This is a genomic window from Micromonospora sp. NPDC006766 (assembly GCF_040636055.1).
Classification (GTDB): domain Bacteria; phylum Actinomycetota; class Actinomycetes; order Mycobacteriales; family Micromonosporaceae; genus Micromonospora.
In genome coordinates, this window is record NZ_JBEYIX010000005.1 from 129420 (window position 1) to 150919 (window position 21500).

General features: G+C 70.8%; 17 protein-coding genes. 5 read left to right on the forward strand and 12 right to left on the reverse strand.

The features are described 5' to 3' along the window. Window positions 1-82: 82 nt before the first annotated feature. Window positions 83-2479 (forward strand): Tex family protein, encoded by a 2397-nt coding sequence (locus ABZ671_RS08950; protein ID WP_357853621.1) that lies wholly within the window; start codon window positions 83-85, stop codon window positions 2477-2479. Between the two features lie 143 nt (window positions 2480-2622). Continuing rightward, window positions 2623-3057 carry a hypothetical protein gene (locus ABZ671_RS08955; protein ID WP_357853624.1) on the forward strand — a complete coding sequence of 145 codons (435 nt, stop codon included), beginning with the start codon at window positions 2623-2625 and terminating at the stop codon, window positions 3055-3057. Between the two features lie 47 nt (window positions 3058-3104). Here the strand turns inward: ABZ671_RS08955 and ABZ671_RS08960 are convergent, their stop codons facing one another. Further along, window positions 3105-4367 (reverse strand): nucleotide sugar dehydrogenase, encoded by a 1263-nt coding sequence (locus ABZ671_RS08960; protein WP_357853627.1) that lies wholly within the window; start codon window positions 4365-4367, stop codon window positions 3105-3107. Between the two features lie 284 nt (window positions 4368-4651). Here ABZ671_RS08960 and ABZ671_RS08965 point away from each other — a divergent pair, with 284 nt between their 5' ends. From ABZ671_RS08965 to ABZ671_RS08975, 3 genes are all read left to right on the forward strand, one after another. Beyond that, window positions 4652-6781, forward strand: coding sequence for an acyltransferase family protein (locus ABZ671_RS08965; RefSeq protein ID WP_357853630.1), 2130 nt, complete (start codon window positions 4652-4654; stop codon window positions 6779-6781). Window positions 6782-6859: 78 nt separating this feature from the next. Next, a complete protein-coding gene (locus ABZ671_RS08970; protein WP_357853833.1) occupies window positions 6860-7567 on the forward strand; it encodes a sugar transferase in 708 nt (235 codons plus the stop codon). After that, window positions 7564-8712 (forward strand): aminotransferase class I/II-fold pyridoxal phosphate-dependent enzyme, encoded by a 1149-nt coding sequence (locus ABZ671_RS08975; protein WP_357853633.1) that lies wholly within the window; start codon window positions 7564-7566, stop codon window positions 8710-8712. The genes ABZ671_RS08970 and ABZ671_RS08975 overlap by 4 nt, the downstream gene beginning before the upstream one ends. Before the next feature lie 24 nt (window positions 8713-8736). Here the strand turns inward: ABZ671_RS08975 and wecB are convergent, their stop codons facing one another. The 11 genes from wecB to ABZ671_RS09030 form a co-directional block, all read right to left on the reverse strand. Beyond that, entirely contained in the window at window positions 8737-9861 is a 1125-nt protein-coding gene (gene wecB, locus ABZ671_RS08980) for a UDP-N-acetylglucosamine 2-epimerase (non-hydrolyzing) (protein ID WP_357853636.1), read from the reverse strand. Continuing rightward, on the reverse strand, window positions 9858-11096 hold the full coding sequence (locus tag ABZ671_RS08985; RefSeq protein ID WP_357853639.1) for a glycosyltransferase family 4 protein: 1239 nt from the start codon (window positions 11094-11096) through the stop codon (window positions 9858-9860). The genes wecB and ABZ671_RS08985 overlap by 4 nt, the downstream gene beginning before the upstream one ends. Next, a complete protein-coding gene (locus ABZ671_RS08990; RefSeq protein WP_357853642.1) occupies window positions 11093-12220 on the reverse strand; it encodes a capsular biosynthesis protein in 1128 nt (375 codons plus the stop codon). The genes ABZ671_RS08985 and ABZ671_RS08990 overlap by 4 nt, the downstream gene beginning before the upstream one ends. After that, window positions 12214-13254: a polysaccharide biosynthesis protein gene (locus tag ABZ671_RS08995; RefSeq protein ID WP_357853645.1), complete on the reverse strand. Its 1041-nt coding sequence runs from the start codon at window positions 13252-13254 to the stop codon at window positions 12214-12216. The genes ABZ671_RS08990 and ABZ671_RS08995 overlap by 7 nt, the downstream gene beginning before the upstream one ends. Window positions 13255-13411: 157 nt before the next feature. After that, window positions 13412-14692, reverse strand: coding sequence for an oligosaccharide flippase family protein (locus tag ABZ671_RS09000; RefSeq protein WP_357853648.1), 1281 nt, complete (start codon window positions 14690-14692; stop codon window positions 13412-13414). Next, window positions 14689-15759: a hypothetical protein gene (locus ABZ671_RS09005; protein ID WP_357853652.1), complete on the reverse strand. Its 1071-nt coding sequence runs from the start codon at window positions 15757-15759 to the stop codon at window positions 14689-14691. The genes ABZ671_RS09000 and ABZ671_RS09005 overlap by 4 nt, the downstream gene beginning before the upstream one ends. Window positions 15760-15788: 29 nt before the next feature. Continuing rightward, entirely contained in the window at window positions 15789-16499 is a 711-nt protein-coding gene (locus ABZ671_RS09010) for a class I SAM-dependent methyltransferase (RefSeq protein WP_357853655.1), read from the reverse strand. Window positions 16500-16504: 5 nt separating this feature from the next. After that, window positions 16505-17656 carry a glycosyltransferase family 4 protein gene (locus tag ABZ671_RS09015; RefSeq protein ID WP_357853658.1) on the reverse strand — a complete coding sequence of 384 codons (1152 nt, stop codon included), beginning with the start codon at window positions 17654-17656 and terminating at the stop codon, window positions 16505-16507. A 32-nt stretch (window positions 17657-17688) separates the two neighbouring features. After that, window positions 17689-18816 (reverse strand): glycosyltransferase, encoded by a 1128-nt coding sequence (locus ABZ671_RS09020; RefSeq protein ID WP_357853661.1) that lies wholly within the window; start codon window positions 18814-18816, stop codon window positions 17689-17691. 91 nt (window positions 18817-18907) lie between these two features. After that, window positions 18908-19987: a methionine adenosyltransferase gene (gene metK / locus ABZ671_RS09025; protein ID WP_357853664.1), complete on the reverse strand. Its 1080-nt coding sequence runs from the start codon at window positions 19985-19987 to the stop codon at window positions 18908-18910. Window positions 19988-20145: 158 nt separating this feature from the next. Continuing rightward, on the reverse strand, window positions 20146-21465 hold the full coding sequence (locus ABZ671_RS09030; RefSeq protein WP_357853667.1) for a hypothetical protein: 1320 nt from the start codon (window positions 21463-21465) through the stop codon (window positions 20146-20148). Between the last annotated feature and the right edge of the window lie 35 nt (window positions 21466-21500).

Consider the following 21500-nt stretch of genomic DNA (forward strand, 5'->3'; position numbering starts at 1 on the left):
CGGACGGCGGGTGCGCCCACATCGCGTCGTAGGGGGGCGGCACAATGCAGGGCGGAACCCACCCGAGAAGGCGGATCAGATCGTGACCCAGTCTGTTCATCAGCGGATCGCCGACGAGCTCAGCGTCGCCGAACGTCAGGTGCGGGCGGCCGTGGAGCTGCTCGACGGCGGCGCCACCGTGCCGTTCATCGCCCGTTACCGCAAGGAGGCCACCGGCTCCCTCGACGACGCGCAACTGCGCACCCTGGAGGAGCGGCTGCGCTACCTGCGCGAGCTGGACGAGCGGCGCGCCGCGATCCTGGAGTCGATCCGGTCCCAGGGCAAGCTCGACGAGGCCCTCGAGGCGCAGATCATGGCCGCCGACTCGAAGTCCCGGCTGGAGGACATCTACCTGCCGTACAAGCCGAAGCGGCGGACCAAGGCGCAGATCGCCCGCGAGGCCGGGCTGGAGCCCCTGGCCGACACCCTGCTCGGCGACCCGACGCGGGACCCGCGCGAGACGGCCGCCGGCTTCGTCGACGCGGACAAGGGCGTGGCGGACACGGCCGCCGCCCTCGACGGCGCCCGGGCCATCCTCATCGAACGCTTCGCCGAAGACGCCGACCTGATCGGCACGCTCCGGGAGCAGATGTGGTCGCGGGGCCGGCTGGTCTCCCGGGTACGCGACGGCCAGGAGGCCGCCGGCGCCAAGTTCGCCGACTACTTCGACTTCGCCGAGCCGTACCCGAAGCTCCCCTCGCACCGGATCCTCGCCATGTTCCGGGGCGAGAAGGAGGGCATCCTCGACCTGACCATGGATCCGGAGGCCGAGGGCGACTCCGACGCCGTGGTCACCGGCCCGACCCGGTACGAGGCGGCCATCGCCGGCCGGTTCGGCGTCAGCGACCAGGGGCGCCCGGCCGACCGGTGGCTGACCGACACGGTGCGCTGGGCCTGGCGTACCCGGATCCTCATCCACCTCGGCGCCGACCTGCGGATGCGGCTCTGGCAGGCGGCCGAGGAGGAGGCCGTCCGGGTCTTCGCCACCAACCTGCGCGACCTGCTGCTCGCCGCGCCCGCCGGCACCCGGGCGACCATGGGCCTGGACCCGGGTCTGCGCACCGGCGTGAAGGTGGCCGTGGTGGACGCCACCGGCAAGGTGGTCGCCACCGACACGATCTACCCGCACGAGCCGCGCCGGCAGTGGGACGCGTCCCTGCACACGCTGGCGACGCTGGCCGCGGCGCACGGCGTCGAGCTGATCGCGATCGGCAACGGCACCGCCAGCCGGGAGACCGACAAGCTCGCCGGCGACCTGATCAAGCGGCACCCGGAGCTGAAGCTGACCAAGGTGGTGGTCTCCGAGGCCGGCGCGTCGGTCTACTCCGCCTCCGCGTACGCCTCACAGGAGCTGCCCGGGCTGGACGTGTCGCTGCGCGGCGCGGTCTCCATCGCCCGCCGCCTCCAGGACCCGCTCGCCGAGCTGGTGAAGATCGACCCGCGTTCGATCGGCGTCGGGCAGTACCAGCACGACCTGTCCGAGGTGAAGCTGTCCCGCTCGCTGGACGCCGTGGTCGAGGACTGCGTCAACGGGGTCGGCGTCGACGTCAACACCGCCTCCGCTCCCCTGCTGACCCGGGTCTCCGGCATCGGCGCCGGGCTGGCGGAGAACATCGTCCTGCACCGGGACGCCAACGGGCCGTTCCGCACCCGGGCTGACCTGCGCAAGGTGCCTCGGCTGGGCCCGAAGGCGTTCGAACAGTGCGCCGGCTTCCTGCGCATTCCCGGCGGCGACGACCCGCTCGACTCCTCCAGCGTGCACCCCGAGGCGTACCCGGTGGTGCGGCGGATCCTCGCCTCCACCGGGCAGGACCTCCGCGCGCTGATCGGGAAGTCGACCATCCTGCGTGGGCTGCGGGCCACCGACTTCGTCGACGAGAAATTCGGCCTGCCCACCGTCACCGACATCCTGGCCGAGCTGGAGAAGCCCGGCCGTGACCCGCGCCCCGAGTTCCGGACCGCGACGTTCGTGGAGGGCGTGGAGAAGATCAGCGACCTGACCCCGGGCATGGTGCTGGAGGGCGTGGTCACCAACGTGGCCGCGTTCGGGGCGTTCGTCGACGTCGGGGTGCACCAGGACGGCCTGGTGCACGTGTCGGCCATGTCGCACACCTTCGTCAAGGACCCGCGCGACGTGGTGAAGTCCGGCGACGTGGTCCGGGTCAAGGTGCTCGACGTCGACGTGCCCCGCAAGCGCATCTCGCTGACGCTGCGCCTGGACGACGAGACGCCGGCCGGCGGCGGACGCCAGGCCGGCGGCCGACGGGACCAGGGCGGTCAGCGCGGCGGCGGTCAGCCCGGGGGGCAGGGCGGCGGCCAGCGCGGTGACCGGGGTGGCTCGCGTGGTGGCCCGCAGCAGCGACAGGGACGCGGGGGCGGGGCCCCGGCGCCGGTCAACGACGCCATGGCGGAGGCGCTGCGCCGCGCCGGCCTGGCCTGACGCCAGGTCGCCGACCTGCCCGGTGTAGTCACGGCGCTGTCGAGCCGAGTCCACGGACGACTCAGCTCGACAGCGCCGCGCGGAGTGGACCGCCGGGGACAGCCACGCGGGCGGCCGGCGGCGACGCGCGTACCCTCGCGGTCGTGGGTAGGGAAGACCGTTCGGAGTGGCGGGAGCGGCAACGCCGCGCGGTGCGGGCGCACGCCGCGGCCGACGCCCGGAAACGCTCCGCGGAACAGGCGGAGGCTGCGGAGCTGGTGGCTCGGTTCGCCGCCGAGGCGCTGCGGCGTGGGCTGCGTACCGACCGACTGACCGCGACCGGCTACGACGGCCGCGGCCGCTACCGCACCCGGATCGCCGGCTGGTACGTGGACCAGGCGCGCAGCCGGGCGGTGGACACCGACGGGCGTTTCTACCTGCTCACCGTGCCGCCGAGTCTGCGGGCGCGGCTGCTCGGGGCCGACCCCCTGCCCAGCGCTCCGCCGCTGGTCGTGGGGTACGGCGGTCGGGACGGCGAGTCGATGCCCCTGGCGCGGCTGCTCAGCCAGCGGCTCGAGGCGGGCGACGACTGGCGCTGACCAGCGCCGGGCGCGGGCCAGTCGCGACAGCGGCGGTGGTCACCCGGTCAGAGGCGCTCGACCATGGGGCCGGCGCACCGGTTACGGGTGTCGAAGACGTACCTTGCGTGTCTGGTCACCAGCTCGTAGTCGAACACGTCGTGATCGGTGACCACGACCACCGCGTCCGCCGCCCGCAGTTCACGCTCGCTCAGCGGTACGACGAGCACCCCGGCCGGAATCTGGTGCGCCTCGGCGTACGGCTCGACCGCCCGCACATCGGCACCGAGCTCGCACAGCCGACGCGCCACGTCGACGGCGGGTGAGTCCCGCATATCACCGGTGTTCTTCTTGTACGCCAGCCCGAGCAGCAGCAGCCGCGAGCCGTTGACCGCGTGCCCGGCGCGGTTGAGCCCGGCCATCACCCGCCGGGTTACGTGCTCGGGCATCTCGTGGTTGATGTCGTTGGCGAGTTCGATGAAGCGGAACTGCCGGCCGAGGCGGCGCTTGACCTGCCAGGAGAGGTAGCAGGGATCGATCGGGAGGCAGTGCCCACCGACACCGGGGCCCGGCCGGAACGGCATGAACCCGAACGGCTTCGTCTCCGCCGCTCGGATGGCCTGCCAAACATCGATGCCCAGCTCGTGTGAAAGCATCGCCAACTCGTTGATCAGGGCTATGTTCACCTGCCGGAAAGTGTTCTCGATGAGCTTTGTCAGCTCGGCCACTCGGGTCGAGTCCACGACGACCGTCCGGTCGACGATGCGCCGGTAGAACTCGTCGACCCGGGCGCGCGATGCCGCGTCCACGCCGGAGACCACCTTCGGGGTGTTCTCCAGCCGCCAGGCGGGATTGCCCGGGTCGATGCGTTCGGGGCTGTAGCCGAGGTGGAAGTCGCCGGGACTGCGGAGGCCGCTCGCCGACTCCAGCAACGGACGCAGCAGTTCCTCCGTGGTGCCCGGGTACGTCGTCGACTCCAACACCACCGTGCAGCCCGGCCGCAGGTACGGCCCGATGCCCACACCGGCGCGTTCGACGTAGCTCAGGTCTGGGGCGCCGTCCCGAAGCGGTGTCGGCACCGTGATCACACAGATGTCGAACCCCTCGGCGACGCGGTACTCCCCGGTCGGCCGGTACCGGCCGCTGCCGAGCGCTCGGCCGAGCCGGTCCGCGGGGATGTCCTCCACGAACGACTCACCTGCGGCGAGCCGCTTCACCCGGTCGGTGTCGGTGTCCAGGCCCACGACTTCCATGCCCGCCTCGACGGCGCGCATCGCCAGCGGCAGGCCGACGTACCCCTGGCCGATGACGACAACCTTCTCACTGCTCAACAAGGGCTCCCGGGTCGGCGATGCAAAGGATCAACGCTGAGGAAATTATAAGGGGCTTTAGTGCCTGTCAGGCGATTTGACCTGTTATTGCGGCACCCAGCGGTGGCATCTCAGCTGGCCACCCTCCTGCTTCAACGGACGAGACGGCCGAAGGCGACGACGCTCCCGGGCCGGGGAAGTCGAGCGAACCCTCCGGAGCTCCGCCTCGTTGATCCGCAGCGAAGCCAGAACCAAACACTGGTCCGCCGCAAAGATGAAACGGCGCTCTCATTCCGGGTGGGACGATGACGCAGACACTGAGCCGGCCGAAGGCGGCCCCACCGCCAACAGCGTCCTTCCGGGGCGACATCGAAGGGCTCCGCGCCGTCGCGGTCATTCTGGTGCTGCTCGGCCACGCCGGAAGCCGGTTCGTTCCCGGCGGCTTCGTCGGCGTGGACGTCTTCTTCGTGATCTCCGGCTTCCTGATCACCGGCCTGCTCGTCAGCGAGCTCGATCGCACCGGGCGAATCTCGCTGGTCGGCTTCTACGCGCGACGCGCGAAGCGGCTACTGCCCGCCGCCGGCTTGGTGCTCCTGGCGACCTTGTTGCTCACGTACCTGTTCCTGCCGAAAGTCCGCTTTGCCAACACCGCCTGGGATGTGGTGACCAGCGCCCTGTACGTGATGAACTGGCGGCTCGCCGAGCAGTCCGTGGACTACATGTTCGTCGACCAGGCGCCGAGCGTCCTGCAACACTACTGGTCACTCAGCGTCGAGGAGCAGTTCTACCTGATCTGGCCGCTGCTGCTCGGACTGGCCGTGCTCGGCGGCCGGCGACGGGTGCGCCGTGACGTGCTGATGGCCGGCTTCGCCGTGGTGGCCCTGCCGTCCTTCGCCTGGTCGATCCACCTGACGTCGGCCGACCCCGCGCCGGCGTACTTCGTGACCACGACCCGGCTCTGGGAACTCGCGCTCGGCGGCGCGGTGGCCATCGCCGGCGGCCTGGTGCACCGAACCCCACGCATGCTAGCCGTCCTGCTTGCCTGGTCCGGCCTCGCCGCCGTGGTCGCCTCGGCGTTCCTGCTGAGCTCAGCGTCGGCCTTTCCCGGGTACGTCGCGCTGCTGCCCACCGGCGGCACGGCGGCGATCATCGCGTTCGCGGGCGTGGCCCGTCGCGCCGGTCCGGCGGGGTTGCTCGGCCTGCCGCCGATGCGCACGGTCGGCGCGCTGTCGTATTCGCTCTACCTGTGGCACTGGCCGCTGCTGGTCGTCGCCGACTATCGGTTCGGCGAGTTGAGTGCGTCCGCGCGCCTGGCGGTGGTCGCGGCCTCGGCCGTGCCGGCGATCCTCACCTACCGCTTCGTGGAGAACCCCATCCGCCGGTCACAGACACTGCAGTGGGAGCCGGCACAGGCGCTGCGGGTCGGGGCCCTCTGCACGGGCACGGCGGTGATCGCCGGTCTCCTCTTCCAACTCACCGTCTGGCCGGCAGCCCAACCGCCCCCGCCGGCCTCGGCGCTGCCGCCCGTGATCGGGGCCGGCGCACCGGCGAGCAGCACCCCGCTCGGGCCACTCGGGGCCGCGGTCCTGCGCGCGTCGCCCCGCGACGATCCCGCCGGCAGGCCCGTCGACCGGGTCGCCTCCATCACCCCGGACCCGCTGGTCGCGGCGAAGGACCAACCGATTACTGCCCTGACCGGTTGTCACGTCCAGCAGAACAGCAGTGAGCCGCTGAACTGTGTGTACGGCGTCGCGGATGCCGCCTACACCGTCGTGCTCGCCGGCGACTCCCATGCCGCGCAGTGGCTGCCCGCGCTGCAGGAAGTCGCGTCCAAGCGGAAGTGGCGGGTGGTGACACATACCAAGTCCTCGTGCCCATTCCTGACGATGGAGGTGGCGTTGGCCGGACGGCCGTACCGCACCTGCACCGAGTGGAACCGGCGCGTCCACGCCCAGCTACGGGCGAATCCGCCCGACCTGTTGTTGGTCAGCAACTCCCTCTACCTCGCCGTACGCGACGGCAAGCCGGTGACGGAGAGGGTCAACGAGACGCTGGGGGACGGCCTCCGCGAGACCTGGCGGGAAATGACCAAGGTCGGGATTCCGGTGGTGGTGCTCCGCGACACGCCATACCACCGTCGCGACCTGGTCGAGTGCGTCTCCGCCAACCCGGGCCGGCTCACCCGCTGCGCCTCGTCCCGCGACGAGGTGCTGGCGGCCGGCGGCGGCGTCGCCCAGGAGCGGGCGGCAAAGGGACAGCCGGGCGTACACCTCGTCGACCTCAACGACGCGATCTGCCCCACCGACCGCTGCGCGGCGGTCATCGGCGGCGTCCTGGTCTACCGGGACAACAACCACCTCACCGCCACCTACGCTCGCACGCTGGCCCCGCGGCTCGACAGCGCGCTCGCTGCCGTGCGCACCCGCGGCAGTTGACGGACGGATGTCCAGGACTGATCAACACCAAATGATTTTGTCCGAGCCGGAGGTAGGAAAGTGCTGGTTCCTGACGTGATGACAATCGAGGGCCCGCGGCGGTCGGTCCAATCCGATTGCGCCAAGCGGGTGATAGACGTCGTCGCGGCAGCCGTCTTGCTAGCGCTGCTCGCGCCGGTGATCGCCACGGTGGCGCTGCTGGTCGCCGTCGGGCTGGGCCGCCCCGTGCTGTTCCGCCAATGCCGCATCGGTCGCCACGGCGCGCCGTTCGAGCTGGTCAAGTTCCGCACGATGCGCCCGCCCGACCCCCGCCATGGCCTGGTCGACGACGCCGATCGGCTCACGCCACTCGCAAACTGGCTGCGCTCCACCAGTCTCGACGAGCTTCCTACGCTCTGGAACGTGCTGCGGGGCGACATGAGCCTGGTCGGCCCCCGCCCGCTGCTGCCGGCGTACCTGCCGCGCTACTCGCCCCGCCAGGCTCGCCGCCACGAGGTGCGTCCGGGCGTCACCGGCCTGGCCCAGGTACGCGGCCGCAACGGGCTGAGCTGGGAGACGAAGTTCGACCTCGACGTAGCGTACGTCGACACCCGTTGTCTCAAACTGGACCTGTCGATCCTCGCCGGGACGGTCCGCACCGTGCTGCGCCGGGAGGGGATCTCGGCGGCCGGCGTGGCCACCGCACCCGAGTTCCTCGGCAGCCCGGTCGGCGCCACGGCATCGCCGGACACCGTCCTGCCCGGGCACCGCACTGTGGTGACGCCACAGCAGGGCGGGCTCCGATGACGGACACCGTACATCTCTCCCCGCCCGACGTCGGGCCGCTGGAGGAGTCGTACCTCGTCGCGGCCCTGCGCTCCGGCTGGATCGCGCCCGTCGGCCCCGACCTGGAGGCCTTCGAGAATGAAATCGCCGCGCGGGTCGGCACCCGCGGCGCGGTGGCGGTCAACTCGGGCACGGCGGCGCTCCACCTGGCTTTGCTCGGGGTCGGCGTCAAGCCTGGTGACGCCGTTGTCGTCCCCACGCTGACTTTCGTGGCCACCGCGAACGCGGTCCGCTACACCGGCGCCCGGCCGGTCTTCGTCGACTGCGACGCGCGCACCGGCAACGTCGATGTGCCGCTCCTGACGGAACTGCTGCACCGGCTGCGCGCCAGCGGCGAGCGGGTCGGCGCGGTCGTGCCGGTCGACATGTTCGGCAGTTGCGTCGACTACACGGCGCTGCTACCGGCCTGCCGGGACGCGGGTGTGCCGGTGGTCGAGGACTCGGCGGAGGCGCTCGGGGCGGCACACCACGGCCGGGCGGCCGGCTCGTTCGGCCGCGTCGGTGCCCTGTCGTTCAACGGCAACAAGATCATGACCACGTCGGGCGGCGGCATGCTCGTCTCCGACGACCTGCCGCTGCTGGCCCGCGCCCGCCACCTCGCCACCCAGGCCCGGGAGCCGGCAGTGCACTACGAACACCGGGAGACCGGCTACAACTACCGCCTCAGCAACCTGCTGGCCGCACTCGGCCGGGCCCAACTGGTACGGCTCGACGAGATGATCGGCCGACGCCGGCAGCTTCGGGACCGGTACGCGAAGCTTCTCGCCCCGGTTCCCGGAGTGGACCTGGTGGGCGCCGAGGATGTCGAATCCAACTGCTGGCTGACCGTCATCCGGGTGCGGCCGGACCGCTGTGGTTGGCGGGCCGCCGACCTGGCCGCCCACCTCGCCGCCCACGACATCGAGACGCGACCGGTGTGGAAGCCGATGCACCGGCAACCCGCGTTCGCCGACGCCGAGAGCCTGCTCACCGGGGCGGCGGACGACCTGTTCGCCGAGGGACTCACCCTGCCCAGCGGCAGCGCCCTCACCGAGCGGCAGATCGTCGCCGTGCTCGGCGCGATCGACGAGTTTCTGGCCGCCCGGGCCGGCACGACGTCCGCGTGACGCCGTTGGTCGTGGCGGGGCGGGTCAGCGGCGGATGCCCGCCCAGTCGTGGTGCCGGCGGACCGTGGACAGGATGAAGTCGACCACCCGGCGGGAGGTGTCCCGAACCTGGTAGTCGACCGGGCAGGGGACACCGTCGGCCTGGACCTGGTCAACGGTCAGCCGGACCGCCTCCACCACACCCTCCGGGTCGAGGCCGGTCATGATGATGCCGCCGACGTCCAACGCCTCCGGCCGTTCGATCGACTCGCGCAGCGTCACCGAGGCGAAGTTGAGGATCGCCGCCTCCTCACTGATCGTGCCGCTGTCCGACAGCGTGCAGTACGCCTTCGTCTGCAGATGCACATAGTCGAGCAGACCGAATGGCTCGTGGAAGGCGATCCCCTCCAGCGCCGTCGCGTCCGGCGCCAGCGATTCCAGCCGCTTGCGGGTCCGCGGATGGGTGGACACCAGGACCGGGAACTGCCAGCGGTCGCGGACCGCGCGCAGGCATTCCAGTAACCGGGCCAGCCGGTCCGGACGGTCGACGTTCTCCTCCCGGTGCGCACTGACCAGGAAGTACCGGCCCGGCGTCAACTCCAGATCACGGAGGATCGTCGAGGCGGCGATCTCCGTTCGGTAGTGCTCGAGCACCTCCCGCATGGGCGAGCCGGTGTGCAGGATCCGGCGCGGGTGCAGACCCTCGGCCAGCAGGTTCCGCCGGGCGTGCTCGGTGTAGACGAGGTTGAAGTCGGCGACGTGGTCCACCAGACGCCGATTGGTCTCTTCCGGGACGTTGAGGTCGAAACAGCGGTTGCCCGCCTCCATGTGGTAGACGGGCACCCGCATCCGCCGCGCCATCAGCGCGGCGATGCAGCTGTTGGTGTCGCCGAGCACCAGCAGCGCGTCCGGCCGCAGCTCGGCGATGACGTCCTCCACGCCGGTCAGCACGCCACCCAGCACCCGGCCGAGTGAGGACGTGTCCACGCGCAGGAACCGATCGGGTTCACGGATGCACAGCTCCTTGAAGAAGACCTCGGACAGCGAGCTGTCCCAGTTCTGGCCGGTGTGGACCAGGACGTGGTCCACCGCGTCGTCGAGCCTCGCGATCACCCGGGAGAGCCGAATGATCTCCGGTCGGGTACCCACCACTGTCATCACACGAGTCATGGCCGTCCTTTCCGTGCTGCCGCCTTCGTCAGGATGTCCTCGAACTGGTCTACGCCGACCCGTACGCACATCCGCTCCTGGTACGCCCGGCGGGCCCGCTCTCCCATGGCGGCGCGGTCGGCCGCGGGCGTCTCGGCCGCCTGCCGGAATCGCTCCGCGAGCGCCGCCCAGTTCCCCGGTCGGCACACCAGGCCGGCACCGGTCGAGGCGACCAGGGCGGCGGCGTCCCCCGCCAGCGCGGCGATCACCGGAGCGCCGCACGCGAGCGCCGCCTGCAGCTTCGAGGGGACGGTGCCGCGCAGCGCAGGCAGATCCCGCAAGCAGACCAACTGCCAGTCGGCCGCCGCGTACAGGTCGGCCATCTCCCCCGGCGCGCGGCGCCCGACGAACCGGACGTTGTCGACGTCCAGCTCGGCGGCGAGCCGGCGGGCCTCGTCCTCGTAGGCTCCCGACCCGACCAGGACCAGGTCCATCCGGTCCCGAACGGCGGCCGCCGCGCGGATCGCCGTGTCCACGCCCTGAAGCAGACCGAGGTTGCCGGTGAACATCACCGTGCACCGGTCCCGCCGGCCGAGCGTCACCCGGGCCGCGTCGGTTGCTGGCACGGGCCGGAACAGGGTGTCGTCGGTCCAGTTCCACACCACCCGCACCCGGGCCGGATCGGCACCCCGCTCCACCACGAGGTCCGCCATCCCGGGTGAGATCACGACGACGGCGGAGGCCAGCTGGTACGTCGTCCGCATGAGGGCGCGCAGGCCACCGGCCAGGACCCGGCCGGCGAGGCCGGTCGGGGACATCCCCGACTGCAGCACGGATTCCGGCCACATGTCCTGCACGTGCAGGACGATCGGCGTTCGGCGGGCGGCTCGGACGAGCGCGGCCGCGGCGATCGCGGTAGGCGGCGGGTGGTAAACGTACATGACGTCGACCCCGCCCAGCCACCTCGGCCCGGCGAGCGCGCTGCTGACGCCGAACGACAGGTGACTGGCCGCCCGGCGCAGCGCCGACGTGTCGTGGCTCGGGTAGGCGGGAACCCGCCGCACCGCGACGGGTCCGTGCGTCTCGACATGCCGCCAGCGTTGCCGCCAGCCCGGGTAGACCCGCCCATGCGGATAGCTCGGGTAGGTGGTGAGCACCCGCACGTCGTGGCCGCGGGCGGCCAGTTGCTGTGCCAGGTTGCCCGGGATGAACACGCCCTCGGGCGGATACCACTGGCTGACCAGGCCGACCCTCACGCAACGACCGCCGCGGGCTTCGGAATCGTCGCCTCCACCGGTTCCGACCAGGTGTCCGGGCACGCCGGGTCGAACAGGTCGTTGGTCCAGAAGAGGGTGAGCAGTTCGCCGTCGCCGGTGTTGACCAGCTTGTGTGCCCACATGGTGGGCATGTCCACGACCACCGGTTCAGCGCCGGAGACCGGGAAGCGCACCACGTCGGTGTCGCCGACCCGGCGCAGGCTGATCTCTGCGGTGCCGCGCAGCACCACGAACCGCTCCACCTTTGCCAGGTGGAAGTGTTCGCCCCGGGTCACGCCCGGGTGGCTGGTGGAGCTGAAGGTCTGGCCGGTGCCGCCGTGCACCTTCACCGTCTCCACCAGCTCGCCGCGGGCGTCGGCCCGCCGAGGCAGGGCAAACGGGTAGTGCGTCGGAAAGCAGTGCGATCGGTAGGTGTTGAACAAGCGCACGGCGTGCCGGTCGGTCAGGGCCGGGATGTCGCCGTGGCGGTAGGTGGCGGCCACCGTGGCCAGCCGGTCGGCGAGCTCACGGACCCCCACCCGCAGCGCCGGCATCGCCGGATCCCAGCACCCGCCCTCTGGCACGCCGGCGAGCCGGGCCGCGGCGTCGGTCACGTGCACCAGGGCGAGCTCACGATCGGCGTGGACCTCCGGCTGTCCACCCTCGGCGAGCACCCGGCAGAAGGTCGCCACCGCGGAGTTGTAGTAGGGGCGGCCGTGCTCGCCGTAGAGGTTGGGCAGGAGCACGTCCTCCAGCGGCAGGCGGGTGTCGGCGAGGATCCGCGCGGCACCCGCCTTTGCGTCGCCGTACGGCGTGCCGTTGCCGGCCTGCACCGAGTTCGCGTACACGACGCGAGCCGGCGGAGCCGCAGCGGCGCGCAGGCCCGCGGCGAGCTGCGTGGCGACGCGGAGGTTGCCCGCCGCAACCTGCGCCGGGTCGCCGCGGTTGACGCCGGCCAGATGCAGCACGCGGTCGACGCCGGAGACCTTGGTGCCGACCACTCGCGGGTCGGCCAGGTCGGCGCGCGTGATGATAGTCGGCTCCGGCCAGCCGAGCGCACGCAGCAGCACCCGCACGTGCCAGCCGAGGAAACCCTCGGCGCCGGTCAGCGCGAGTCTCAGCACGCCAGCACCGGATCCCGTAGGGCCAGCTCCGCGCGGACCTCCGGCAACTGCCGCAGCAGTCCCACAATCTCCGGTACGCCCAGCCGCGGCGCGTTGGACGAGTTGAAGTCCTCGATGGGCCCGTTGTTGAGTTCGCCCTCAGAGACGTAGAGCGAGTAGTTAAGGTCGCGGGCGTCCAGCGGCACCCGGAGGAATTCGCCGAAGTCCTCCGCCTGTGTCAGCTCCTCGCGGCTGGCCAGCGTCTCATCGCGTTTCTCGCCGTGCCGGACGCCGATGACGTCCAGCTTCGGCGGTACGTCGAAAAGCTGGCAGACCGCTTCGGCCAGGTCACCGATCGTGCAGGCGGCCGCCTTGCGGATGAAGATGTCGCCCGGTCGGGCGTGCTGGAAGGCGTGCTCCACCAGCTCCACCGACTCGTCGAGCGACATCAGGAAGCGGGTCATGGTCGGGTCGGTCACGGTCGGCGCCCGTCCGGCCTTGATCTGCTCGATGAACAGCGGGATCACGGAGCCGCGGGAGTACATGACGTTGCCGTACCGGACGCAGGAGATGGTGGTGGCGCTGTGCGGGTTACTGCGGGCGTGCGCTTGGGCGACCTTCTCCATCAGTGCCTTGCTCATGCCCATCGCGTTGACCGGGTAGACGGCCTTGTCCGTGCTCAGCACCACCACCGAGCCGACGCCGTTCCGCTCGGCCGCCTCGACGACGTTCGCGCTGCCGAGAATGTTCGTTCGCACCGCCTCAAGCGGGAAGAACTCGCACGACGGCACCTGCTTGAGGGCCGCCGCGTGGAAGATGTAGTCGATGCCGCGGCTGGCCCGCAGCACCGAGTCGTAGTCACGCACGTCCCCGACGTGGTAGCGGACCCGCTCGTCACCGAGGAGTCGGCGCAGGTCGTCCTGCTTGGCCTCGTCCCGGCTGAACACCCGGATCTCAGCGACGTCCCGGTCGAGAAGTCGACGGATCATGGTCCGGCCGAACGAGCCCGTCCCGCCGGTGATCAGGACCCGCCGTCCAGTGGTCAAGAAAGTCACTGCCGCTCCGTTCGTTGCTGTGGCTCACGCCGAGCCGGCCGCTATCGGCGGTGTCGATCGCCTGTCGGCGGTGTCGATCGCCGCACTCGGCCCAACGAACGAAGAGGGACTTTGAAACGTCATCAAAGGGACTAATATTGACATAACTGGCGGTGACTCAGCCACCAGCGCCCCGGGCATCGGCGGCCAGCGCCGGTACCCGCACACCCGGGCGGGGCCGATCGCCGCCACTTCGCCGCTGCCGCCGCACCAGGAGCAACGCGTACGCGGCAAGCAGCACGGTCAGCGCGAGCTGGGCCGCCCCGTAGGCCCACGCGGCACCCCGCGCGCCGATCGGCCCGGCGGTCAGGCAGACCCCGACGAGTTGCAGCGTCACCGTGCCGACCGTGCAGTTCCCCACCATCTTCTCGTGCCCCCGGGACTGCAGGAACGTCGCGAGCGGTTGGTTCACCACCACCACCGCGGCCCCGATCGCGAGCACCATCAACACGCCGGCGGACTGCCGGTAGGTGTCGCCGAGCACCAGGGAGACCGCGGTGGGCGCGAGCGCGACAAGGGCTCCGCAGGTGACGACGGCTCCGCAGAGCAACCAGAGAGACCTACGCACCGCGTGCAACGCGGCCCGGGAGGAGGACGCCTGCGCGATGGCCGGCGCCGCGGCGGAGGAGTATGCCTGCGCGAAGAACTGCACGGGCTGGGTCCACCGGGACACCGCGCTGTAGATGCCCGCCTGCGTGCTCCCGCCAGTCGCGGCGAGCAGTGTGACGTCCAGCGAGGTGGCACTGACCGCCAGCGAGAACCTGCCGTACCCTGCGGTCGCCCGCCACGGTTCGGTCAGGCCGGTGGGCACCCAGCGAGGTCGGGGCGGGTCGCCGAGCAGCACCCCAGCCGTGACGGCGGCGAGCGCGCCGACGGCGAGCGACCACCACAGCACCACCAGCGCGCCGGCAGCGGTGGTCGCCAGGAGCAGGATCGCCAGGACGAGCGTCACCAGACGTTCCAGCAGGAGAACCGCGGCGACCTTCACCACCCGGCGCGCGGCGCGTAGCGGAACCACCACGCCGTTGATCGCCGTCCGGCTGAGCAGCACCAGCGCGGCCACCAGGCCGAACTCCGGCCGCGAGGTCGACACGCCCGCAAGAGTTATGCCGAGCGCACCGGCGACGGCCACGGCGAACAGCACCCGCAGCCGGTTCCAGTAGCTCTCCTCGGTGATCCGCCCGGCGGCAAGCTCCCGCACCGAGAAGGCGTTGAAGCCGAAGTCCACGACCCCGACCAGCATGCCGCCGACCCCCATCGCTCCCGCCGCCGAACCGAACGCCGCCGGTCCCGCCCGGCTCGCCACCAGGGCAACGACGATGGCGTACAGCGTCTGTGAACCAGCTCCCGCGACGACCAGGACCACGGTCTGCGCCGCGAGGCCGCGGCGTCCGATCACCACAGGAACGCGTCGACGAACGCGCTGCTGCCCAACTCGGTCCGGGGTGCGGGCGGGGGCGCGGCGGTCGCCTTCTCCAGCAGCCCGGTCAACGACTCCTCGGTCAGCGGCCCGCACAGGCTCACCCCGAGATGCCGCGCCCAAGTGACCAACCGGTCGGAACCCGCGACGACGACCCGGCGTCCCGCTCGGACGCCCTTGGCCATCATCGAGTTGGGCTGGTCGCTGGAGTACGCCACCACCACACAGTCGCTGGCCTGCACGGCACGGTTGACCTCGTGGTCGGTCTGCACCCGGTCGCTCAGGATCACCGGCAGCCCAGCGGCTCGGGCCCGGCTTAGAAGCGGTTCCACCTCCGCGCGCACCGACGGATCCACCTGCCCGCACACGAACAGGGCCACCGCCTGGTCCGCCAGACTCAACAGGCAGTGGAGCACCAGGAACAGGTTCTTGCGGGCCGACACCTTCCCCGCGACCAGGTAAATGAACCGGTCCTCGGGCAGGCCGAGTTCCCGCCGCAGCGCGATGGGATCCAGCTCCGCCGCGTCGAAGAAGACCGGGTCGGGCGCCACGGTCGGGCGGGCCAACCGTCCCGCTTCGGAATGGTCCGACAGATACAGCAGCCGGACCCCGCGCAGCCGCTCGGTGCGCTGCAGGAGGAGATCCTTCAGCCGCAGCCGGGCCCGCACCGACGGTCGGCGGTCGCTGTTCCAGCGGGGATCCTGGGTGACCAGTACGGCGATCGACACGTCCCGCGGCCAACCGCGCACGCCGAGCCGGACGGCGAACCGGTCACCGTCCGGGACCAGGACGCGGTCGCAGCCGTACCGCACCGCCTGCCGGTGCAGGGCGGTGACGGCCAGCGGCGGACCCCCGAGCGTCACCTGCCGGCAGCGGTGGGCCACCACGGCGAGGTGCAGCCGGAACTCCTCGGACCGGAAACCGGCCGGCGTGAGGGCAAGCACCACCTCGGCCCCCCGGTCCAGGGCAGCGCCGGCCAGGAGCCGGACATACATCAGCCGGTGCCCCTCGTGGTCCTGGGAGACGATCAGCACACGCTCGTCCATGTCCGGAGCCTCCTTTCACCAAAGAAGCACTAGTGGGCTTCGTCGGTCGCCGGCGCTACGGGCACCATCCACGAGTTGAAGTCGCGGCTGAAAATGGTCGTGCAGGCGTCGACACCCAACCCAGGCTTGAAACCCCAGAAGTCGAGACGGCCGAACCCCTGAGCTGTCAGGGCCTCTTCCGCCGGACGCGTCGTCGGGCGATCGGTGTCGTCGAGCACCACCAGCCCGGACGGGGCGAGGTACCGGTCCGCCAGGCGGGAGCAGGTGGTGCGCGCCATCCCGTCGATGACGATCACATCCCAGGGCGCGCCCGCCTGGATGGTTTGGACGTAGGGCGCGGCCTCGTCCGCCTCCCACCAGGTCCCGTCACAGGGCACGTGCAGCACCCGACCGTGGCGCGGTTGCGGGAGCCGGCGGAACCACTCGGCGTCGTGTTCGACGGCCACGATCTCCCGCACCCGCAGGGCATCGGCGAACCACCTGGTCGATGAGCCCGCGCCGTACTCGAACACACGGTGTTCGGCCCCGACATAGGTGGCGAGCCAGTTCATCGCCGCGTAGGTCAACCACGGGCGAGGGCCACCGTCCGGGCCGCTCGGCGCACCGCCCGACACCGACCGGTGCCAGCCCTTCGCGCGCAGGGTGGACAACACCTGCAGCGAGGTGAGAACCTCCCGCCCGCTGCGCGGCACGCCGGGGACACGCACACGAACCCTCTCCAGCACAGATGGACGTCCCATCGCACTCAGCACCTCTCGTTGTCGTAGGTCGCCCCTACCGGCGACGACCGCCCGTCCACGTCGACGTCCGGCACCGGACGCACCCTCGCGGATCCCATCCGCGCCCCCTGCGCCACAAGATCGGCCGCCATGGCGGCGCCGGCATTGAACGCCGGGGTCGCCGGCACCCGGATCCGGCCGGAGTTCTTCAGCTCACGCGCGCCGACGAACACCTCCGCGAGGCGGTCGGCATCGCCCGCCGGGAACACCCAGCCGTTGTCCGTGGTGACCCGGTCGGCATGGCACCCGACGACGTCACTGACGGCGACCCGCAACCCGTTGGCCTGGGCCTCGGCGACGACCAGACCCCACGGCTCGTACCGGGACGGCAGGACGAAGAGGTCGGCCGCGGCGTACACGGAACCGAGCTGGTCCTGCGGCAGCGCGCCCAGGACACGCAGGCGCGGATCCGCGGTGGCGGCGCGGTCGACCAGGGATCGTTGCGGGCCCTGTCCCACGATGACCAGCCGCGCGGCGCGATCGTCGAACGCGGCGAAGGCGGCCAGCAGGGTGTCCAGTCCCTTGGCGTGCGCGAGCCGCCCGACGAACAGGATGACGAGCCCGTCGCCGAGGGCATGCCGGGTCCGCAGCGCCGCGGCCTGGTCCAGGCTCGCGACCGGCGGACGAGGCAGGCCGAAAGGGATCACGTGCCGGTTGGTGAACCCGTACTCCGCCCAGTATCTGTCGTTCTGCGCCCCCACGGTCCACACCCGGGCCTTCCGTCCGAAGATCGCGGGTAGCAGCAGCCGCTTGACCCAGCGCCGGTGTCGGGGACGTCGCCGCTCGTCGAGCCAGTTGCTGTCGGACCGGATCACCACTCGGGCACCGCGCAGCCGGGCGACGAGTACGGAAAACACGTTCGCGAGCCGGCCGTAGCCGAAACAGCAGACGACTCGCAGTTCGGGGCGGAGCGCGGCGCGCACCAGAGCGGCGATTCTCCTCAGCCGCCCGCCATCGACCACCAGGTGGGGATGGGCGGGCGTGGCGGAACCCCACCCGCGTCCCCCGTCGCTCCGGTGGTAGAGCGCGAGCACGTCCATACCCGCGAGATGCAAGTGATCCAGTACGGGATTCCGGTACGGGGTTGGTACCTCCACGATGAAGAGCACCTCAGCCACTGCGCCTCCCTCCTCTCCCGCCGGCGCTCGTGCTACTCGGGCACGCGGACCGCGCGCCGCTGCGATGGCGTGCCAGTCGGACCGGCGAACGTGTCCGTACGCACGAGATCAAGCACGCTCGGCATGGTCTTCCTCGCCCGCCAGCTCCGGTACGCCCCACCGGCCCTGACCCGCCTTTCGTAACGCTCGGCGGGGCTGTCGGCCGCCATACCCTCGATGACCCGGCTCAGCTGCGCTGCCGACATCGCGGACAGGACGACACCGCCGCCACCATTCAAGACCTCGGTCCACGGTGTCTCCGCGGAGCAGACCACCGGGCAGGACACCGAGAGGCTCTCGGCGATGACGTGACCGAAGTTCTCCCCCCGGGTGGGCAGGACGAAGGCGTCGTAGCGCGCGAAGGTGGCGCGGACCTCCGCCGGCGGCAATGGACCGCGGTACCGGACCGTCACGGTGGCGGGCAGCTCGTCGCAGAGCCGTTGGCACTCCCGCCAGTACGACGGGTCGTCCACCGGTCCGTAGATGTCGAAGGTCAACGGTCGGCTGACCGACTGCAGCGCGCGCAGCACCAGATCGAGGTTCTTCATCGGCGTGATCCGGCTGATGAAGACGAGTCGCAGACTCGCATCGCCGTGTTCCCTCGGCGGCGAGGGTTCCACCGGCAGCAGCGTCTCGTTCTCGCACACGACGATCCGCGCGCCGGCGACGAGCGCGCGGATCTGCGCCGCCTCGCGATCGTTCGTCGCGTGCCAGACGACGTCCCGCCGGTCGAGGACGCGACGCCAGAAGGCCAGGAACAGCCGCTTCTTCCGCGACCGGATGCCCAGCGCCCCCGGCGAGAACTCCCCTCGCGGCGCGATGAGGATCCGTCGCGCGGCAACCAGCCTCAGGACGGTCGCCAACACCGGCAGCAGGGAGAAGCCCGGCTGCCAGACGCTGTTGACGTACAGCAGGTCGAACGGGCCCGCCGACCGCTGATGCCGCCAGATCCGGAGCCACTGGGCCGGGCTACGGAGGTTCAGGTAGAAGACCTTGGACCGGGACCGGGTCATCCACCGTCCGGACAGCCCGGGATAGGGGGTGCGGCAACCGAGATCACGATCGCTGGTGACCAGTGTCAGGTTCACGTTCGCCGGCACGCTGTCCACCATGCACGTCATGGATCGCACCGGCCCGCCGGCACGGAACCCGGGCTCGAAGAACGCCGAAGCGGCCAGCACCCGGTAGGGACGGGCCGGATGGCCCGCCGGGTCAGCCGGCATTGGACTTGAGGGCGATCGCACGGCCGGTGCTCTCCCAGGTGAAATCCGTCATCTCCCGACCGAAGTGCCCGTAGGCCGCGGTCTGTCGATAGATCGGGCGGAGCAGGTCGAGATCTCGAACGATGGCGGCCGGGCGCAGGTCGAAGACCTCGCAGCGCTCGGCGAGACCCGCGGCCACCACGTTCTTGGCCACCCACCGCATGGCGTACGCCGCGGAGCGGTCCACCTTGGATGGATCCTTGCCCGGGAACGCGCCGCCGCCGTGCGGGGCGTAACCGCCGTACGTGTCCACGACGATCTTGCGTCCGGTCAGGCCCGCATCCCCCATCGGCCCACCGATCTCGAATCGACCCGTCGGGTTGACCAGCAGCCGGTAGCCCTCCGTGTCCAGGTCCAGGCCGTCCAGCTCCGACGCGATGACCTGCTCCCGGATCTCCGGCGCGAGCAGCGACTCCAGGGAGACGTTCGGGGCGTGCTGGGCGGAGACGACCACCGTGTGCAGACGGACCGGACGCCGTCCCTCGTACTCGATCGTGACCTGCGTCTTGCCGTCGGGACGGAGACAGGGAATGACGCCGTTCCTGCGGACGGCGGCGAGTCGACGTGCCAGCCGGTGCGCGAGCGCGATCGGCAGGGGCATCAACTCCGGCGTCTCCGAGCAGGCGAAGCCGAACATCATGCCCTGGTCACCAGCGCCCTGCATATCCAACGCGCTGGACGAGCCGGACCGCATCTCGAGCGCGTGGTTCACGCCCTGGGCGATGTCCGGTGACTGCCGACCGATCGACACACTCACGCCACACGAGGCGCCGTCGAACCCCTTGGCCGACGAGTCGTATCCGATGTCGAGAATGAGCTGCCGGACGATCTCCGGAATATCCACCTGCGCCTCCGTCGCCACCTCGCCGGCCTCGTGCACCTGACCTGTGGTGACGAGGGTTTCGACGGCGACCCGGCTGTGCGGGTCGGCGGTGAGCAACGCGTCGAGAATTCCATCGTTGACCTGGTCAGCGATCTTGTCCGGGTGCCCCTCGGTGACTGACTCGGACGTGAACAGGCGGCCTGGCATGATTACTCCCGTGGCAGATACATTTTCAACCGGCGAATGGCCGGCCCGGTGATGGCGGCTGCTGCCTGGATCGAGACCGGCGGAATGACCGCGCACCGGGAAAACAGGCGAATGGTGAAGCCAGGCCGCAATAGCAGAACGATCTAGCGAGCGATCAGTTACTCAATCACCCGGTCGGGTGCCGCGGGCCACGGGCCGGCCTCCAGCGCGGTTGGCCGGCGGGTGAGCCACGCCGTCGTCACGATCAGCAGAGCCAGTACCAACAGCCGAGGCCCGGTACGGGTCATGTAGGTGAAGCTGCCGACCCAGACAAGGTCGAACAGGCCGACGGCGGCAAGAATCCCCGCGACGTAGCCGCCGAGTGCCCTGGGCGTGGTCAACGGCCGCGACGAGGTGCGGGCGAGAATCCGGTCGATACCGGCAACAGCGAGACCGGTCACTGGAATCATCGCCGCCATGCCGGCGACGCCGAAGTTGAACAACCACTCACCCTGCCAGAGCGCCGCCACCGAGTGGCCGGTGTTGGCCAGTTGGGGCGCGAGGTACGGCACCAGTTCGTAACCGAATCCGGGCGGCTTCTCCGGCCACAGCGCGCGCGGAACCAGGGCGCCCAGGGTAGCGAAGAACGTCTCGCCCGACCCATGAGGCAGGGCGCCGACGGCGTTCATCTGCCAGAGTTCGGCGAACGAGGACATCGGGCTGACCGCCGACCCGAACCCGTCGCTGTCCACCGTCGACCCTCCGGCGCGGAGCGCGGCGAGAAACAGCAGGACCGGCATCGCACCTAGAATCACAAGAGCTTTGGTGTAGCGCCTCCGGTCACCGTGGGCGAGGATGACCAGCAACGCTAGGGCCAGGGTCCCGATGACGATGCGCCCGAACCCGTCGAACAGATAAGAGAAATAAACGGCGAAGGCGACGGCGCAGACCGAACCGCACAGCAGCGTCCACCGCCCGAGCGGGCCGCGCAGCAGCCCCGTCGCCAGCAGCACGACGCCAACGAAACCCACCGGTCTGACCATGAACACGCTCTGCGGGACGGCCAGCGAGGCGATGACGGCGACGGCGAGCAGGGCCAGACCGAAGGTGACCGCCCACCCCGCCGTGCTCGCATTCGCCCGGGCCGCGTCCGGCCGGAACGCGGCGGGTGCGCCCGATCCCCAGAACAGCATCCAGGTGAGCACATGACTAAAGAAACAGACGGCGACGGTGGTGAGCAGCGGGATGCCGGGGTCCGTCGTCGCGCTGTTCAGGCCGTGGTACAGGCCACCGAAGCCGACGAAGACCGCGAAGGCGATGTTGTAGCTACCGACCGCGGTGATCCGGCTCCCCCCGTGCTGCCAGAACACCCACGTGCCGAAGAGGATGGCGAGGATGCTCAGGGCGACGACGGCCTTGTCGTTCCAGTCGCCTGGCGGGGCCGAATCGAGGGTGAAGCACCCGGCGCCGGCGACCAGCCATGCGAGGCCGGCGACCACGCTGCGTAAAAACCGGGACGCCCTGTCCGCACGCG

Bases quoted from the DNA above. Each gene is read 5' to 3' on its own strand.
- ABZ671_RS09010 (WP_357853655.1), bottom strand. From the start codon at position 16,499: ATGGGACGTCCATCTGTGCTGGAGAGGGTTCGTGTGCGTGTCCCCGGC.
- metK (WP_357853664.1), bottom strand. From the start codon at position 19,987: ATGCCAGGCCGCCTGTTCACGTCCGAGTCAGTCACCGAGGGGCACCCG.
- ABZ671_RS08965 (WP_357853630.1), top strand. From the start codon at position 4,652: ATGACGCAGACACTGAGCCGGCCGAAGGCGGCCCCACCGCCAACAGCG.
- ABZ671_RS09020 (WP_357853661.1), bottom strand. From the start codon at position 18,816: ATGACGTGCATGGTGGACAGCGTGCCGGCGAACGTGAACCTGACACTG.
- ABZ671_RS08975 (WP_357853633.1), top strand. From the start codon at position 7,564: ATGACGGACACCGTACATCTCTCCCCGCCCGACGTCGGGCCGCTGGAG.
- ABZ671_RS09005 (WP_357853652.1), bottom strand. From the start codon at position 15,759: ATGGACGAGCGTGTGCTGATCGTCTCCCAGGACCACGAGGGGCACCGG.
- wecB (WP_357853636.1), bottom strand. From the start codon at position 9,861: ATGACTCGTGTGATGACAGTGGTGGGTACCCGACCGGAGATCATTCGG.
- ABZ671_RS08970 (WP_357853833.1), top strand. From the start codon at position 6,860: ATGACAATCGAGGGCCCGCGGCGGTCGGTCCAATCCGATTGCGCCAAG.